Raw genomic sequence first — 15081 nt, forward strand, 5'->3', positions numbered from 1 at the left:
TAGTCGCCCTCAGAGTTTATGCGTGCCCCGCTCGTTCCATCCCCCACCCAGTGCACGATACAAGCTCACTTCAGCCTGCAACTGCGCAAGACGATCGTTGATCAGCCCTTGTTGGCTGCTAAACAGCGAGCGCTGCGCGTCCAGGAAAGTCAGGTGGCTGTCCACGCCGATTCGATAGCGACGCTCGGCAAGCTGATAATAATCTTGGCTGGCGTTAACGAGATCCTTCTGTGCCTGCAGCTGGTCGACGTAAGTTTTACGTGCAGTCAACCCGTCGGAGACTTCCTGGAAAGCAGTCTGGATAGCTTTCTCGTAGTTGGCCACACCAATGTCTTTCTGGATCTTTGAGTAATCCAGACTAGCGCGTAACGCGCCAGCATTGAAAATCGGCAAGCTGATGGTAGGGGAAAACGCCCAACTGCCTGAGCTACTCTTGAACAGCCCATCCAGATTCGCGCTCGAGGTGCCAGCATTTGCCGTAAGGCTGATGCTAGGAAAAAACGCCGCTCGCGCCGCACCGATATTTGCGTTAGCCGCCAGGAGCGAATGCTCGGCAGCTAGGATGTCAGGGCGGCGGACGAGTAAATCACTAGGCAGTCCGGCCGGTACGTTGGCGAGCAAGTCGCCATCCAAGGACTGTGGCTCTGGCAAATCGGCGGGCAGTCCTGTACCGAGAAGAAGCACCAAAGCATTCTCGTCTTCGGCTACCCGGCGCTGGTAGTTTGCCAAGCTCGCCCGCGCACCTTGCACCGAGGTACGCGCCTGTGCGAGATCAAGCGCAGAAACCACACCCACCTGATTGCTCCGGGTGGTCAGACGTAGGCTCTCCTCGTAGGTGCCCAGCGTGTTCTCGGTGAGCTTGAGCAATTCACGGTCGGCTTGCCAGGTGAGGTAGGCATTGGCCACGCTCGAAACGATGCTGATCTGGGCTGAACGTCGTGCCTGGGCGGTAGACAGATAAGTTTCCAGTGCCTGCTGGCTGAGACTGGCGATGCGACCAAACAGATCCAGCTCGTACGAACTGATTCCCAGGTTGACGTCATATTGGCTGGAAATACTGGGCTGACCAGGCTGCGACTGAGCGCTCGGCAGCCGCTGACGCGTTCCGCTGGCGTTGGCGCCGATCGCAGGAAACAGGTCAGCTCTCTGGATTCGGTACTGCGCCCGGTAAGCCTCAACGTTCAGTGCCGCGACCTTCAGGTCGCGATTATTGATCAAGGCGGTCTGGATCAATCGCTGCAATGCGGGATCGTGGAAAAACTCGCGCCACCCCTGCTCCACTGCGGCCTGATCGGCGGCGTTGGCCGCCTGATAGGCAGGACCCTGCGGATAGTGCGCCGCAACTGGTGCCTGCGGTCGCTGATACTCAGGAATCAGCGAGCAACCACTCAGAACAGCGGCGGTGATCGCGAGACCGATTAAAGAGCGAGTCATTGGCCTGCCTCCTCACGCATAGCAGTTTCGTCCCGCTTCTTGCGGCTGCCTTTAAACAAGGTTGAAATGGAAACGAAGAACAGGGGAACCCAAAAAATCGCCAGAACGGTGGCCGTTATCATGCCGCCTATCACGCCCGTGCCGATGGCGTGTTGACTGCCCGAGCCGGCTCCGCTGGAAATGGTCAGAGGCAGCACGCCGAGAATGAATGCCAAGGACGTCATGACGATCGGACGCAGACGCATACGACAAGCCTCGACCGTCGCTTCAAGCAACGGTTGACCTTTCTCATTCAATTCCTTGGCAAACTCGACGATCAGGATCGCATTCTTCGCCGCCAACCCCACAGTCACCAACAGACCCACTTGGAAGAACACGTCGTTGGACAGTCCCCGCAATGCCGTGGCCATTAGCGCGCCGATTACCCCAAGAGGCACGACCAAGATGACCGCAATCGGGATCGACCAGCTTTCATAGAGTGCCGCCAGACATAGAAACACGACGAGAATCGACAGCGCATACAGAGCAGGCGCTTGTGACCCTGAAAGACGCTCTTCATAGGACAACCCGGTAAAAGAGATGCCTACGCCGGGCGGCAGTTGTTCTGCAATTCGCTCGACCTCCGCCATCGCCTGGCCAGAGCTGTAACCCGGGGCGGGAGTCCCGAGAATTTGCTCGGCAGGAACGCCGTTGTAGCGCGACAGTTTTGGTGAGCCGAAGATCCACTCGGCACTCGCAAATGCCGAGAACGGGACCATCTGACCCTGGTTGTTACGCACGAACCATTTACTCAGATCCTCTGCGGTGCTGCGCGAGTCAGGCTGGCCCTGTACGTACACCCGCTTAACTCGGCCGCGATCAACGAAATCGTTCACATAACTACTGCCGTATGCCACTGACAGCGTGGTGTTGATATCGGCCAGAGAAATACCCATCGCCCGCGCGCGCTCGTCGTCGATGGTCAGGTGGTACTGTGGCTCGTCGGCCAAGCCGTTTGGGCGAACACCGGCGAGGACCGGGCTCTGGGCAGCCAGCTCAAGAAACTTGCCGCGCGCTTCCATGAGTTTTTGATGGCCCACGCTATCCTGGTCCTGCAGGTAGAAATCGAAGCCGGTGGCGTTACCCAACTCCAGTACCGAAGGCGGAACCACCGCATATACCAGGGCGTCGCGGTACTTCAGGAACTCTTGCTGGGCACGCTGGGCAATTTTGAACACAGTATTGTCACTGTCTCGTTCATCCCATGGCTTCAGGTTGACGAACGCAATCCCTGAATTCTGCCCGCGGCCGGCAAAGTTGAAGCCGTTAACGGTGAACACCGTCGCAACGGCTTTACCTTCTCCGTGCTCTTTGTCCAGCAAGTACTGACTCATGCGATCAAGCACTTTTTGCGTGGTCTCAGCCGAGCTGTTGGCCGGCGTCTGCACCTGCGTAAAAATCAAACCCTGGTCTTCATCGGGCAGGAACGAGGTCGGTATCCGGGCGAACATCCAGATCGTGCCGGCGACGATTACCAGGTAAACCATAAAGCCCGGCACCCTATGCCGAATGATCTGGCCTACGCCCTGCTCATATCCGTTGACGCAGGCATCGAACCGTCTGTTGAACCATCCAAAAAAACCGCGCTTGGGCTGACCGTGCTTTGTCGGATCGATGGGCTTGAGCAGCGTGGCGCAAAGCGCCGGGGTGAATACCAAAGCAACAAATACCGAAAGCGCCATGGCCGATACGATAGTGATCGAGAACTGCCGGTAGATCACGCCAGTGGAGCCACCAAAGAAAGCCATGGGCAACAGCACCGCCGAAAGCACCAAGGCAATACCCACCAGCGCTCCCTGGATCTGCCCCATCGATTTGCGCGTGGCCTCCCTGGGTGACAGGTGCTCCTCCGCCATCACCCGTTCGACGTTTTCAACCACCACAATCGCATCGTCGACGAGTAATCCAATCGCCAGGATCATGCCGAACATGGTCAAGGTATTGATAGAGAAGCCGGCCGCGGCAAGGACGCCGAACGTACCCAACAACACAACGGGCACTGTCAAAGTCGTAATGATGGTGGCGCGCAGATTTTGCAAAAACAGCAGCATGACCAGAAAGACCAGAACTACCGCCTCGCCCAGTGTATGCATCACTCCGCTGATGGATTCGGTGACCACCGGCGTCGTGTCATACGGGTACACCGCTTCAATCCCGGCCGGGAAGAATGGTTTCAGTCGGTCGACCGTGGCGCGAATCGCCCTGGCGGTATCAAGGGCGTTGGCGCCTGTGGCCAAGCGGATGGCGATACCCGAGGCAGGCTTGCCATTGGCTTGGGCGTTGATGCTGTAGTTTTCACCGCCCAAACTGATATCAGCCACATCACTCAGGCGCACCTGGGAGCCGTCGCTATTGACCTTAAGCAAAATGTCACCAAATTGCTCGGAGGTCTGCAGTCGCGTCTTGCCGATGATAGTTGCGGTAAACACCGTACCTTTGCGCGCAGGAAGACCACCGATCGTGCCCGAAGCTACCTGTACGTTCTGCGCCTCAATCGCCTCGGTCACGTCGACTGGCGTCAACTGGAACTGGTTCAGTTTGGCCGGGTCCAGCCAGACTCGCATGGCGTATTGCGTGCCCCAAATCTGAAAGTCACCAACACCTGAAGTCCTCGAAATCGGGTCCTGGATATTTGAGACGATGTAGTTGGATAGGTCCTCCTTGGTATGTTTTCCATCGGTGGAAACCAGACCGATGAACATCATGAAATTCTGTTGGAATTTTGTGACGCGCAGCCCTTGCTGCTGCACTTCCCGCGGCAACAGCGGCGTGGCCAGGTTCAGCTTGTTCTGTACCTGAACCTGGGCAATATCCGGGTTGGTACCCTGGTTGAAGGTCACGATGATTCGCATGCTGCCATCGGCATTACTCTCCGAAGAGATGTAGCGCAGATTGTCGATGCCGTTCATCTGCTGCTCGATCACTTGCACGACCGTATCTTGCACTGTCTGCGCGGAAGCACCGGGGTAAGAAACCTGAATCGCGACAGCGGGCGGTGCGATGTCAGGGTATTGATTGATCGGCAAATTGAGGATCGACAATGCCCCAACGAGCATGATGATCAGTGCAAGCACCCACGCGAAGATCGGTCTATCAATAAAATACTTCGACATGGTCTACTCCGCCTTAGCGCTGGTGTTTAGCGCTACAGGGGCTCTGTTCGCCTCATCTGTCATCGCTTCCTGAGCGACCACGGTGATCCCCGGCTTAATGAACTGAAGCCCTTCGACGATGATTTTGTCTCCGGCGCTCAAGCCGCTTTCCACCAGCACATTCGCACCGACGGTGCGGCCAACCTTGAGCTGGCGTTGCTCGACTTTGTTATCGGCGGTAACGACCATGGCGGTCGGGGTGCCCTTGAGATCCCGGGTCACACCAATCTGTGGAGCAAGAATGGCCTGCTCGGCGACCCCCTCCTGCAACCGCGCATGCACAAAAATCCCGGGCAGCAGCAAGTGATCGGGGTTGGGGAACACGGCGCGCAGGGTGACCGAGCCGGTTGCTTCGTCGACGGAGACTTCTGAAAACTCCAGCGAACCCTGCAGCGGATACTGGCTACCGTCCTGAAGTGTCAGGCTGACTTTCGCAGCCCTGTCAGCAGTTTTCTGCAACTGCCCGCTTTCAAGAGCCCGACGCAGTTTGAGCACCTCGCCATAAGGCTGAGTGACATCGACATAAATGGGGTCGAGTTGCTGGATAATCGCAAGGGGGGCTGCTTGGCCATTAGAAACTAGCGCACCCTCGGTCACAGCCGAACGTCCAATTCGCCCGCTGATGGGCGCGAACATTTTGGTATATCTCAGATTGATCTGGGCGCCCTTGACTTGTGCCTCTGCCTGCATCTGCTGAGATCGAGCGGTGTCATACTCCTGCTTGCTCACCGCCTGCTCATCGATCAGTTGCCGATACCGGGTGGTCAGCGAGCGAGATTGCTCCAAACTGGCCTGCGCACTGGCGAGCGTCACCTCGTAAGTTGATGGATCGATCTGATAAAGCTGCTGACCAGCCTTGATATCTGCGCCTTCCTTGAACAAGCGTTTCAGGACGATGCCATCCACCTGCGGCCGAACCTCAGCAAGGCGGTAGGCACTGGTACGCCCGGGCAGGTCGTTGAACAAGGTCACCGCCTGAGGTTTCAGGGTCACCACACTGACTTGAGGGGCTTGCGCCGGGGTAGCAGCAGCCTGCTCCTTGTTGCATCCACTGAGCATCGTGGCAAAAGCAATGGCGGTCACCAAAGCAGGAAAGATAGGCTTGAATGGCATAAAGTCCTCGAACATCGCGCTGAAAAATGCGCGCATGAGTTTGCAAACTGCCGCAGCACAGGCTGAAACAGCTGCTGACGGCAATGGGGAGACAGAGTTCGGCAAGTACGCGCAAGAGGCGCGGTGCGAAGATCAAGCTTATTGACCGGGTTAATAAACCCGATGAGCCAATGCGCTGCGCATTGGATTGTTATGTGAGCATGCTAACAATGGAGGGGCCTGAGGATTAGCCCGACTTTACTGAAATCACCAATGAGTGATATTCAGCAATAAAATGTTTTCAGAATTTTGCAGATTACTCACAACGCTCTATATCCAGCGATTAACGGAGGACAGCATTTCGATTAGTGAGTTTTTATCAGTTTTGGCCTCGAATGCGTGCAGCGCATCGGCGAGGCTCATATCCTGCCGGAGCTTCCAACTCAAGCCTTCTACGACTCTGCCATGGATAATTCACGGGAACATCTGGGCTCAAGCTGACAAGTTTCGTGGATCGTTGACGTCCGCAACTTCAGACTTCCACCCGCTCGCCCATTCAGGACGGCCTGCATCTCCCCAAGCACCGCCATCGCCACACTTTCCGGGGTGTCTCCACCCAAATCCAAACCCATTGGATAGTGCAATCGGTCCAGCGCAGGCAGGCTGTTTGTCTGTCGCGTTATTTCATCAAGCAGACGCTCGGTTCGATCACGCGGCCCGAGCTGACCGACGTAACGGGGATTACCTTGTAACGCGCCTTTCAACCAATGCGCATCCTGGCTCAGGCTATGGGACATTACCGCCACACACGCCCCCTCCACAAATTTTCGAAATTCGAAAGGCCCGCCTATATCGGCGCTCAACACCCGATCCGCTTCGGGAAAACGTTCCGGACGGGCGAAATGTGGGCGACTATCAACAACGGTGACATGCCACCCCAAGATTTTTGCGATCCGTACCAACGGCTGCGCATCATGGCCCGCCCCAAAGATCATCAGACGCGGTGGTGGCGCGACGTATTCTAGAAAAACCTCTACCTCTGCGTAGCCTTCGGTATAGCGTTGCCGCGTAGATTTTTGCTGGTCCAATGTGAGACGCAGATCAGCGGTAATTCGCTCGTTCAGTGCAGGATGGTAGAGTCCCCCGAAGGGCGCCGCGCCAGATTCCAGGAACACACGGTCTCCAACATCTGTACGGCTATTGCGTGAGCCCGCTATTACCGTTGCGATTGCTACGGGTCTCTGGTTGCTTCTTACTTTGCGTAAAGCATCAAGCACAGCGCATTGCTTTGTAGCTGGTATTCGCTCAAACAACACATATACCTTGCCGTTGCAGCCCAGCCCGAAACCAAGGGACTCTTCACCGCCCTCTTCGTCTGTGGCCTCGGCCGTGCTGTAGCTACGAATCACCGGGCCCGACTCACTTAGCCACCAGGCCTTTCGCACCACATCAGCCTCCAGACAGCCACCACTGATAGTGCCCTCCGGACGTCCATATTGTGAAACGAGCATGCGCGCCCCCGGACGGCGATACGCCGAACCCTCGACTTTCACAACGGTGGCGAGTACAGACTCTCGACCCTCGTTCTGTTCGACGTGGATGGCATCGAGCAATGCGTTCAAACTGGACATATCAGATCTCTCTCCCAAAGCGAATCCGGCAAAGTCGCGGTCGATCGCCAACTATCCAAGCGGGTGCAACTCTCTGATCAAGTCGATCAGCAAACGCAGCGTGATCGGCACCTGCCGGTAGCTTGAGTAATAGATATGGAAGCCTGGACCAACACTGACCCAATCCTCCAAAACCACTTGTAAAGTTCCTTCCGCTACAAGCGGCGCGACAATGGGTTCGGCACAATAAGTCAGCCCAGCGCCCTGGGTGACCATGGCGAGCATCATCCGCGTCTCATCCAACACGACATTACCGGACACTGGGATCTCTAATTTTTCACCCTCTTTCTCAAACTCCCAGTTGTACATCCGACCGTTGCCTAGCCGAAACCTTAAACAACTGTGCTGTTTCAAATCCTCTGGGTGCAGAGGCATGCCACATCGGTCGAGGTAATCGGGGGTTCCTACCACGACCCATCGAACAGGGGGGGAGAGGCTTTGGGCAATCATGCCTTCAGGTACGGTAGCGCCATACCTGATCCCAGCGTCGAAGCCTCCTTCAACAATGTCGACCATACTGTTGGTGGTTGAGACTTCCACTTCGATATCGGGATAACGATGGGCAAATGTCGATAAAACGGGTGCCAACAAAAGAAGCGCCGCGTCGCTGAAAACATTCAGCCGTATACGACCCGTGGGCTCATCACGGAACTTATTCAACAGCTCAATGGCCTGGTCGATTTTGTCGACAGGTTCGCTTATCAGTGCCAGCAGTTCTTCACCGGCTGCCGTCAGGGTGACGCTGCGGGTCGTGCGATTGAGCAAACGAACCCCCAATCTCGCCTCCAGCCCCTTGATAGCGTGGCTCAGCGCAGACGCACTTATCCCCACCTCAACACCCGCACGACTGAAGCTGGAATGGCGGGCGACGGCTAAAAAGTAGATAAAATCGCCAAAGTTGGCACGAGTCAGCTGCATTGGTTCTCTGCCATTGGTGTGAAACGTATGAACGAAAAGACCTCACCGCCCCCTACGCCACAGACAGTTTTACCGGCATGGTTCTGATCGCTTTGGGGGATCACTCATCGACCAATGTGATCTTCACTTCGAGGGGGCCTGGGCGCGCGAGTATGTCCAGACCGGAATCAACTCTGCCGAGTTTGATAAGGCCGCTCGAATACTTGAAGCCTTTATAAAAAATGGCGAGATTTCCCCATGGCACATAGAAGGCAATGTCACCCGCCGAAGGCGTGAAGCCAGCTGGCGCGCCCTGTGTCGATAATGGCTCGGGCAGGACGCTGATCTTCTCGGTCGAGGCGTAGTCGTCCAGTGTCAGTTTCATCGGCAGCTGCTTAACGAAATCTATGGAGGAATCGTTGTTGTCGAGCGTTGCCGTAACCGGGCCGCCTGAAACATCGATGCGTATTTTCATAGTTGCTCCACTTTGCTCCGATGGGCTGCGGGGCACGCCCTACCCCCGACCCGAATTGATCTGACAGCCAAATTGCTTTCCTGCCAGAAGGTATCAGCTGACAGAAAAACTGAAATACCTTACAGCGATTGAAGTCATGAATGAGATTTATCAATCTTCCTTACACACGCAGTGCATTCATGACGAGCGTGAAAGCCCGCGATGGCTGCCTGCGACTTGGGTAATACAAATGGTAACCCGGGAATGGAGCACACCAATCCTCCAACACACGAACCAGGCGGCCATTTTCCAGATGCGGTGCGAATTCTTCTTCAGGAAGATAGGCGATGCCTAAGCCAGCCAAAGCCGCATCCACCATGCTGGGAGAGGTGTTGAAAACGAGTTGGCCATCCACCCGTACATTCAACGGTTGACCGCGACGTTCAAACTCCCAAACGTACAACCCCCCTGCTGTTTGCATACGCTGATTGATACAACTGTGCTTTAGCAGGTCACGTGGTTTTTTGGGCGTTGGATGCCTTTCGAAATACTTCGGGGAGGCCGCAGCGGCCATGCGCAGTTGAGGACCGATGGGTACCGCAACCATATCCTTGTCGATGGTATCGCCCAAACGAACGCCTGCATCGAAACGGTCGGCGACGATGTCTCGAAAACCATAATTGATATCGAACTCTATCTTGATATCCGGATAATCGAGCAAAAGCGGCGTGAGCTTGGGAAGCAAATGTGCCCGAAGAATGTGCTCACCACAGGTAATACGCACGGTGCCGGCAGGCTTATCACGCATCTCAGTCAGCTCGTCGAGTTCTGCCTCGATTTCGTCAAAGCGATGACCAATGGCTTTTAGTAAACGCTCGCCAGCTACCGTAGGTGATACGCTACGCGTGGTTCGTGTAAGCAAGCGAATCTCCAGCCTGGCCTCTAACCCACTCATTGCCTGGCTGAGGGCAGATTGAGTCACCCCTAGTACGGAAGCAGCCCGAGTGAAGCTGCCTTCACGGGCGATCGTTACGAACGATAAGAGATCATTGAGGTTACGTCTGACCATCGTCCAAGTCTCTCATGAATCATTAATTAGCAGGCCTTATAGCCCCTTTAAGGACTGATTAGCTAGTGGCGCCGAAGCGGGACGGTTACATTAACAACCTCGTTAACCAACACTTCGTTATATTCAACGCGAGCAATCGCCATGGCGCTCGGGACGAAAGGCGCGAAGTAGCCCGAGGGGACGCCCATGGATCGTAGAGACTTTCTCATCAGAGGCGCCGGACTGGGTTCGGCGTTGGTCGCAGGCTCCCTTCTGGAAGCAGCGGCATCCTGGGCAGAGACCCCAGCCAATTCCCGAAGGAAAGCTCCCGCGTCCAGCGCACAACGGGACAACAATACAGGCGGCAAAGCCCGCGTATTCATTACCGGCTCGGCAGATGGACTGGGCCATGCCACCGCCAAGACTCTGCTTGCCCAAGGCCACGATGTTGTCGTGCATGTGCGCTCACCTGCTCGGTTGTCTGCCGTGCAAGAACTCGTGGACCAGGGCGCCATCGCGACAGTCGGGGACTTGGGCGATCTTGAACAGGTTCGCGATCTTGCCCGTCAGGTCAATGCCATCGGCGCGATGGATGCCATTGTTCACAACGCAGGCATCCTTAGCGGGGCGCAACTGCTAGTCGTCAACGTCGTCGCCCCCTATATGCTGACGGCCCTGATTCAGCGCCCCAAGCGTCTGATCTACCTGAGCAGCAGCATGCATAGGGGGGGACGAGCCAGCCTGACGGGATTGGACTGGTCGGGCAGCACCCCCACAGGCAGCTATTCGGACAGCAAACTCTTTGTAACCGCACTCGCAGCAGCCGTTGCGCGGTTGTACCCCGATGTCCTCAGTAATGCGGTCGATCCGGGCTGGGTCCCAACGAAGATGGGAGGTCCCAACGCACCTGACGACCTGCGCCTGGGACACCTGACCCAGGAATGGCTTGCCACCAGCAATGACCCTGAGGCACTCACCAGCGGCGGCTATTGGCACCATCAGCGACGCGAACAGCCGCATTCCGCGGTCCAAGACTCCCGATTCCAAGACTTGCTGCTGGCTGAACTCACGCGCGCCAGCGGCACGAACCTGTCGTGACCACCTCCACGGTAACTACTGCATGAAATTATTCTGGGGTCGTCTTCTCATGGCCGTTGTCGGTATCGCTCTGCTAGGCATCGTTGGCGCCTTCGCCTATTTACAGCAGCCGGTCTTCGGCGACCTGCCCAGCGGCGAGCGGCTGACGCGCATCGAACATTCGCCCAATCATGCCGACGGAGTGTTCCGCAACCAGATCGACACGCCCATGAAGACCACGGACCAATCCGAGATATCGATGTGGATGCAGACCCTTTTCGGGCAAGAGGGGCAGCCTCGACCGCCAAGCCCGATTCCCGCCGTCAAGACCGACCTCAAAGCACTCGACCCTACACAGGATATAGTCGTTTGGCTGGGCCATTCCTCCTACTTCGTGCAACTGGGCGGACAACGCATCCTGATCGATCCGGTGTTCAGCACTTACGCCGCGCCGATCCCCGGAGTGAACAAGGCATTCGAGGGCACCAGCCTCTACACGGCCGATGACATACCCGAGATCGACGCTTTGTTGATCAGCCACGATCATTACGATCACTTGGACTATCCAACCGTTCTGGCGCTTCAGCCCAAAGTCAGAAAGGTTATCGTGGGGTTGGGTGTAGGCGCGCATTTTGAGCGCTGGGGCTACGACATGGGAGTCGTACGCGAAGCCGACTGGAACGAAGTCATCGCGCTGACACCGAACGTCAGAGTCCACGTCACCACAGCTCGACACTACTCTGGACGCACCTTTACCCGCGATCAGTCGCTGTGGGTCGGCTTTGCACTTGTGTCTCCTGAGCAGCGGTTGTTCTTCAGTGGCGACTCGGGTTATGGCCCGCACTTTGCCGAGATCGGCCAGCGAATGGGGCCGTTCGACTATGTCGCCATTGATGCCGGTCAGTACGATCCGCGCTGGGCGAATGTCCACATGAATCCGGAACAGGCCGCGCAGGCAGCCAAGGACCTGCACGCCCGAGTGCTGATGCAGACGCATGTGGGCCGCTTCTCCATCGCCCCTCACGATTGGGATGATCCGTTCAAGCGCATGCAAGTCGCCAGTCAGGGGCAAACCTTCGCGCTGTGGACGCCCGAAATCGGCCGAACGGTCTACCTTGACGGCCGTGCGCAGTCGTTCACGGCATGGTGGGAAGACGACGTGGTGAAGACTCCGCCTCAGCTCGCGGCTGGAGCCAGGGAGGAGTAAGTCGTGCAGTCTCCCTTATCGCTGTTGCAGCGCCAGGCCAAGGTGCGCCCCGAAGAAGCTCCCGCAGTCCTGTGGTCGATGCTCTACGTCATCGCGCTGTTTCTGGCGTATTACTTGTTGCGACCTATTCGCGACGAGCTCGGTGTGGCGGGCGGAGTCCAGAACTTGCCCTGGCTATTCACTGGTACGTTGTTGGCGATGCTGGTAGCCAGCCCGTTGTTCGCGCTGGCCGTGCGCAAACTGCCACGCAAGCAGTTCATCGTCGTGTCCTATCGCTTCTTCGCTGCCAACCTGATGTTGTTTGCACTGCTGCTGCATCTCGCCGATCCACAGTGGCAGATCTGGCTGGGACGTGCCTTTTTCATCTGGGTCTCGGTGTTTAACCTGTTCGTCGTCTCGGTGTTCTGGTCGTTCATGGTGGATATCTTCGACAGCGAGCAGGGCAAACGGCTGTTCGGGCTACTCGCGGCAGGAGCAACGATTGGCGGCCTCTTGGGCTCGGCTATCACTTCCAGCCTGATCCAACAGTTGGACCGCTCCTGGCTGATGGTGATTGCCATCCTGTTTCTGGAAGTGGCGGTGCTTGCATCACGCCGTTTATCTCGCCTTGCTCCGATGTTCAGCCACACCACGCACAAGGAAAACCCGGACCAGCCCTTGGGTGGCGGCATCTTTACCGGCATGGTCCACACGCTGCGTTCGCCCTACTTGGTCGGGTTGGCACTATTCATTCTGCTGTACTCGGTCACGTCGACTTTCTTGTATTTTCAGCAGGCCAGCATCGCCGAGTCCTCGCTCCCTGATCGTGCGACCCGCACGGCGTTCTTTGCCAATATCGACCTGATCGTCAATGCGATCACACTGGTATTCCAGCTGTTCATCACCGGCAGGATGATCGCCACCGTGGGCATCGTGGCAACGCTGTGTGTCCTGCCGCTGGTCAGCCTGTTCGGCTTCGCTGCCTTGGCCGCCAGCCCTAGCGTCGCGGTCATCGTGGCCGCGCAGGTCGCCCGCCGGGTAGCGAACTTCGCACTGGCCAGACCCGCCAGGGAAATCCTGTTTACCTCCAGCACACGTGAAGATCGCTACAAAGCCAAGAACTTCATCGACACGGTCGTTTATCGTGGCGGTGACCAAATCGCCAGTTGGGGATACGCAAGCCTGATGGGCCTTGGCCTGACCCTGGCGCAGATTCCCATGATCTCGGTCCCCCTCTCAGCTATCTGGCTGGGCTTGAGTGTCTGGTTGGGACGAACCCACCTGAAGCAGGAACAGCGAGATGCTACGGTCTCACCATCATTGATTGAGGACAGGACATGAAGTCTACCCGCCGCTCCATAGTGAAATCCCTTGGCGTATTGGCCGCTCTGCCTTGGCTCATCCCCGCGAGTCGCGCCTTTGCAGTCGCGCCAACACGCATCGGCGTGATCGGTAGCGGCTCGCTGGGCGGCACGGTAGGTCGGCTGTGGGTCGAGGCTGGACATGAGGTCATGTTCTCTTCCCGCCATCCAGAGCAATTGCAAGACATGGTTGAGGAGTTAGGGCCACGCGCTTCGGCCGGCCTGCCGATGGCGGCAGCGGAGTTCGGCACCGTGCTTCTGTTGGCTATTCCGTTTGAGGCGCTGCCCCAGGTCGGGCGAGACCTGCACAGTGCCTACCGCGGCAAGATCGTTCTGGACTCCACCAATCCTTGGGGCACAAGCAGCAGCGATGTATACCGCGAAGCGCATAACCTGGGCGTTGCTGAAACCGTCGCGAAGTACATGATCGGCGCGCGACTGGTGCGCGCATTCAGTGCCGTCGATGCCACCGTGGTGGCAACGTCTGCCTCACGAGCGGGCGGGCGCATTGGCATGCCCATCGCCGGAGATGACGCCGAGGCCTTGCGGGTCGCCGCCGACATGGTACGCGATGCTGGTTGCGACCCAGTCGTCGTGGGCAACCTGGCTGCCTCCGCCTCGTTCCAGCCGGGCAGGCCGGGTTTCCGCGCCCATCTGACCGCACCGGAACTGCGCCGCCTCCTCGGCCTGTAGTGCAGAGTTCTGGTGGCCGCGTAGATAAGCAAGAAACCTTGCTGCTAGCTCCCACCTCAACAATCGGCCGGTGGATCAAACTGCCAGGCTCTCATGAGTCGGGCAGCGTGATCGCGAGGAAGCTGAATCTAACCGCCGGGTGATCGGAAAATGTGCCGCTCTCCTGTCACCCGCCCCCCCTCCTGCACTCAGCTCATCCAGTTCCCGCCATCAACGTTGTACGTTTGTGCAACGATGTAATCGCTCTCCGAGCCCGCCAGGAAAATTGCCATTCCTACCAGATCCTCTGCCGTCCCCATTCTCCCATACGGAACTTCAAGGCCGACGAGCCGCTTCTTCTCACCTAGAGGTCGGTTCTCGTGTTTGGCGAAGAGCGCGTCGACACCGTCCCAGTGTTCGCCATCGACAACCCCCGGGGCGATCGCATTGACATTGATTTTGTGCTTGATGAGGTTGAGGCCAGCAGACTGCGTAAGGCTGATGACCGCCGCCTTGGTGGCGCAGTAGACGCCTACCAGCGCCTCACCGCGGCGACCCGCCTGGCTAGCCATGTTGATGATCTTCCCGCCATGCCCCTGACTGATCATCTGCTTCGCCGCTGCCTGAAGCGTGAACAGCGTCCCGCTGACGTTGATTGCAAAAAGCTTGTCGTAGCTTTCCCGAGTGATCTCGGTGATCGGTGCAAGATCGAACAACGCCGCATTGTTCACAAGGATGTCCAGCTTTCCTGCGCGGGCAACGACCTCAGCGATTGCTGCATCAATGGACGCCTGGCGGGTAACGTCCATCTCCACCGCGTAAGCTTGCGGCCCTAGCTCGGAGGCCGTCGCTTGAGCTCTTTCCAAATTGATGTCGGCTATAGCGACCGTAGCGCCTTCACCGATATAGGCCTGGGCAAACGAGCGGCCAATACCGCGTGCGGAACCCGTGATCAAAGCGCTTTTACCTTCGAGACGTTTCATTGAATCTACCTTTGTG

Annotated in this window: 12 protein-coding genes; 4 read left to right on the forward strand and 8 right to left on the reverse strand. The window is 57.3% G+C overall.

Features of this window, described 5'->3' with window-relative positions:
* Window positions 1–9: 9 nt before the first annotated feature.
* The 7 genes from adeC to TK06_RS09800 all read right to left on the reverse strand — a co-directional run bounded on the left by adeC (window position 10) and on the right by TK06_RS09800 (window position 9807).
* The gene (gene adeC / locus TK06_RS09770; RefSeq protein ID WP_063321899.1) at window positions 10–1434 is read right to left on the reverse strand and encodes an AdeC/AdeK/OprM family multidrug efflux complex outer membrane factor; all 1425 of its coding nucleotides are present in this window, start codon (window positions 1432–1434) and stop codon (window positions 10–12) included.
* Window positions 1431–4586 carry an efflux RND transporter permease subunit gene (locus TK06_RS09775; RefSeq protein WP_063321900.1) on the reverse strand — a complete coding sequence of 1052 codons (3156 nt, stop codon included), beginning with the start codon at window positions 4584–4586 and terminating at the stop codon, window positions 1431–1433. The genes adeC and TK06_RS09775 overlap by 4 nt, the downstream gene beginning before the upstream one ends.
* Window positions 4587–4589: 3 nt before the next feature.
* Window positions 4590–5738: an efflux RND transporter periplasmic adaptor subunit gene (locus TK06_RS09780; protein ID WP_060743257.1), complete on the reverse strand. Its 1149-nt coding sequence runs from the start codon at window positions 5736–5738 to the stop codon at window positions 4590–4592.
* A 431-nt stretch (window positions 5739–6169) separates the two neighbouring features.
* The gene (locus TK06_RS09785; protein WP_063325120.1) at window positions 6170–7348 is read right to left on the reverse strand and encodes an XdhC family protein; all 1179 of its coding nucleotides are present in this window, start codon (window positions 7346–7348) and stop codon (window positions 6170–6172) included.
* Between the two features lie 51 nt (window positions 7349–7399).
* Window positions 7400–8305, reverse strand: a complete 906-nt coding sequence (locus TK06_RS09790) for a LysR family transcriptional regulator (RefSeq protein ID WP_060743030.1) — start codon at window positions 8303–8305, stop codon at window positions 7400–7402.
* Window positions 8306–8405: 100 nt separating this feature from the next.
* Entirely contained in the window at window positions 8406–8759 is a 354-nt protein-coding gene (locus TK06_RS09795; RefSeq protein ID WP_060743031.1) for a cyclophilin-like fold protein, read from the reverse strand.
* A gap of 160 nt (window positions 8760–8919) precedes the next feature.
* Window positions 8920–9807, reverse strand: a complete 888-nt coding sequence (locus tag TK06_RS09800) for a LysR family transcriptional regulator (RefSeq protein WP_060743032.1) — start codon at window positions 9805–9807, stop codon at window positions 8920–8922.
* A gap of 186 nt (window positions 9808–9993) precedes the next feature.
* On the opposite strand from TK06_RS09800, the gene TK06_RS09805 reads away from it, so the two are divergent.
* From TK06_RS09805 to TK06_RS09820, 4 genes are all read left to right on the forward strand, one after another.
* Window positions 9994–10884, forward strand: coding sequence for an SDR family NAD(P)-dependent oxidoreductase (locus tag TK06_RS09805; protein WP_086936618.1), 891 nt, complete (start codon window positions 9994–9996; stop codon window positions 10882–10884).
* 22 nt (window positions 10885–10906) lie between these two features.
* Entirely contained in the window at window positions 10907–12070 is a 1164-nt protein-coding gene (locus TK06_RS09810; protein WP_060743033.1) for an MBL fold metallo-hydrolase, read from the forward strand.
* 78 nt (window positions 12071–12148) lie between these two features.
* A complete protein-coding gene (locus TK06_RS09815) occupies window positions 12149–13390 on the forward strand; it encodes an NTP/NDP exchange transporter (protein ID WP_238992614.1) in 1242 nt (413 codons plus the stop codon).
* Window positions 13387–14103: an NADPH-dependent F420 reductase gene (locus tag TK06_RS09820; RefSeq protein ID WP_063321901.1), complete on the forward strand. Its 717-nt coding sequence runs from the start codon at window positions 13387–13389 to the stop codon at window positions 14101–14103. Before TK06_RS09815 ends, TK06_RS09820 begins: the two co-directional genes overlap by 4 nt.
* 188 nt (window positions 14104–14291) lie before the next feature.
* Here TK06_RS09820 and TK06_RS09825 read toward each other — a convergent pair whose 3' ends face one another.
* A complete protein-coding gene (locus TK06_RS09825; RefSeq protein ID WP_063321902.1) occupies window positions 14292–15065 on the reverse strand; it encodes an L-iditol 2-dehydrogenase in 774 nt (257 codons plus the stop codon).
* Window positions 15066–15081 lie beyond the last annotated feature (16 nt).

Source organism: Pseudomonas fluorescens (assembly GCF_001623525.1).
GTDB classification, from domain to species: domain Bacteria; phylum Pseudomonadota; class Gammaproteobacteria; order Pseudomonadales; family Pseudomonadaceae; genus Aquipseudomonas; species Aquipseudomonas fluorescens_Q.

What these genes read in the sequence shown, in the direction of transcription:
- adeC (WP_063321899.1), bottom strand. Translation starts at nt 1,434, where the DNA reads ATGACTCGCTCTTTAATCGGTCTCGCGATCACCGCCGCTGTTCTGAGT.
- TK06_RS09775 (WP_063321900.1), bottom strand. Translation starts at nt 4,586, where the DNA reads ATGTCGAAGTATTTTATTGATAGACCGATCTTCGCGTGGGTGCTTGCA.
- TK06_RS09780 (WP_060743257.1), bottom strand. Translation starts at nt 5,738, where the DNA reads ATGCCATTCAAGCCTATCTTTCCTGCTTTGGTGACCGCCATTGCTTTT.
- TK06_RS09785 (WP_063325120.1), bottom strand. Translation starts at nt 7,348, where the DNA reads ATGTCCAGTTTGAACGCATTGCTCGATGCCATCCACGTCGAACAGAAC.
- TK06_RS09790 (WP_060743030.1), bottom strand. Translation starts at nt 8,305, where the DNA reads ATGCAGCTGACTCGTGCCAACTTTGGCGATTTTATCTACTTTTTAGCC.
- TK06_RS09795 (WP_060743031.1), bottom strand. Translation starts at nt 8,759, where the DNA reads ATGAAAATACGCATCGATGTTTCAGGCGGCCCGGTTACGGCAACGCTC.
- TK06_RS09800 (WP_060743032.1), bottom strand. Translation starts at nt 9,807, where the DNA reads ATGGTCAGACGTAACCTCAATGATCTCTTATCGTTCGTAACGATCGCC.
- TK06_RS09805 (WP_086936618.1), top strand. Translation starts at nt 9,994, where the DNA reads ATGGATCGTAGAGACTTTCTCATCAGAGGCGCCGGACTGGGTTCGGCG.
- TK06_RS09810 (WP_060743033.1), top strand. Translation starts at nt 10,907, where the DNA reads ATGAAATTATTCTGGGGTCGTCTTCTCATGGCCGTTGTCGGTATCGCT.
- TK06_RS09815 (WP_238992614.1), top strand. Translation starts at nt 12,149, where the DNA reads ATGCTCTACGTCATCGCGCTGTTTCTGGCGTATTACTTGTTGCGACCT.
- TK06_RS09820 (WP_063321901.1), top strand. Translation starts at nt 13,387, where the DNA reads ATGAAGTCTACCCGCCGCTCCATAGTGAAATCCCTTGGCGTATTGGCC.
- TK06_RS09825 (WP_063321902.1), bottom strand. Translation starts at nt 15,065, where the DNA reads ATGAAACGTCTCGAAGGTAAAAGCGCTTTGATCACGGGTTCCGCACGC.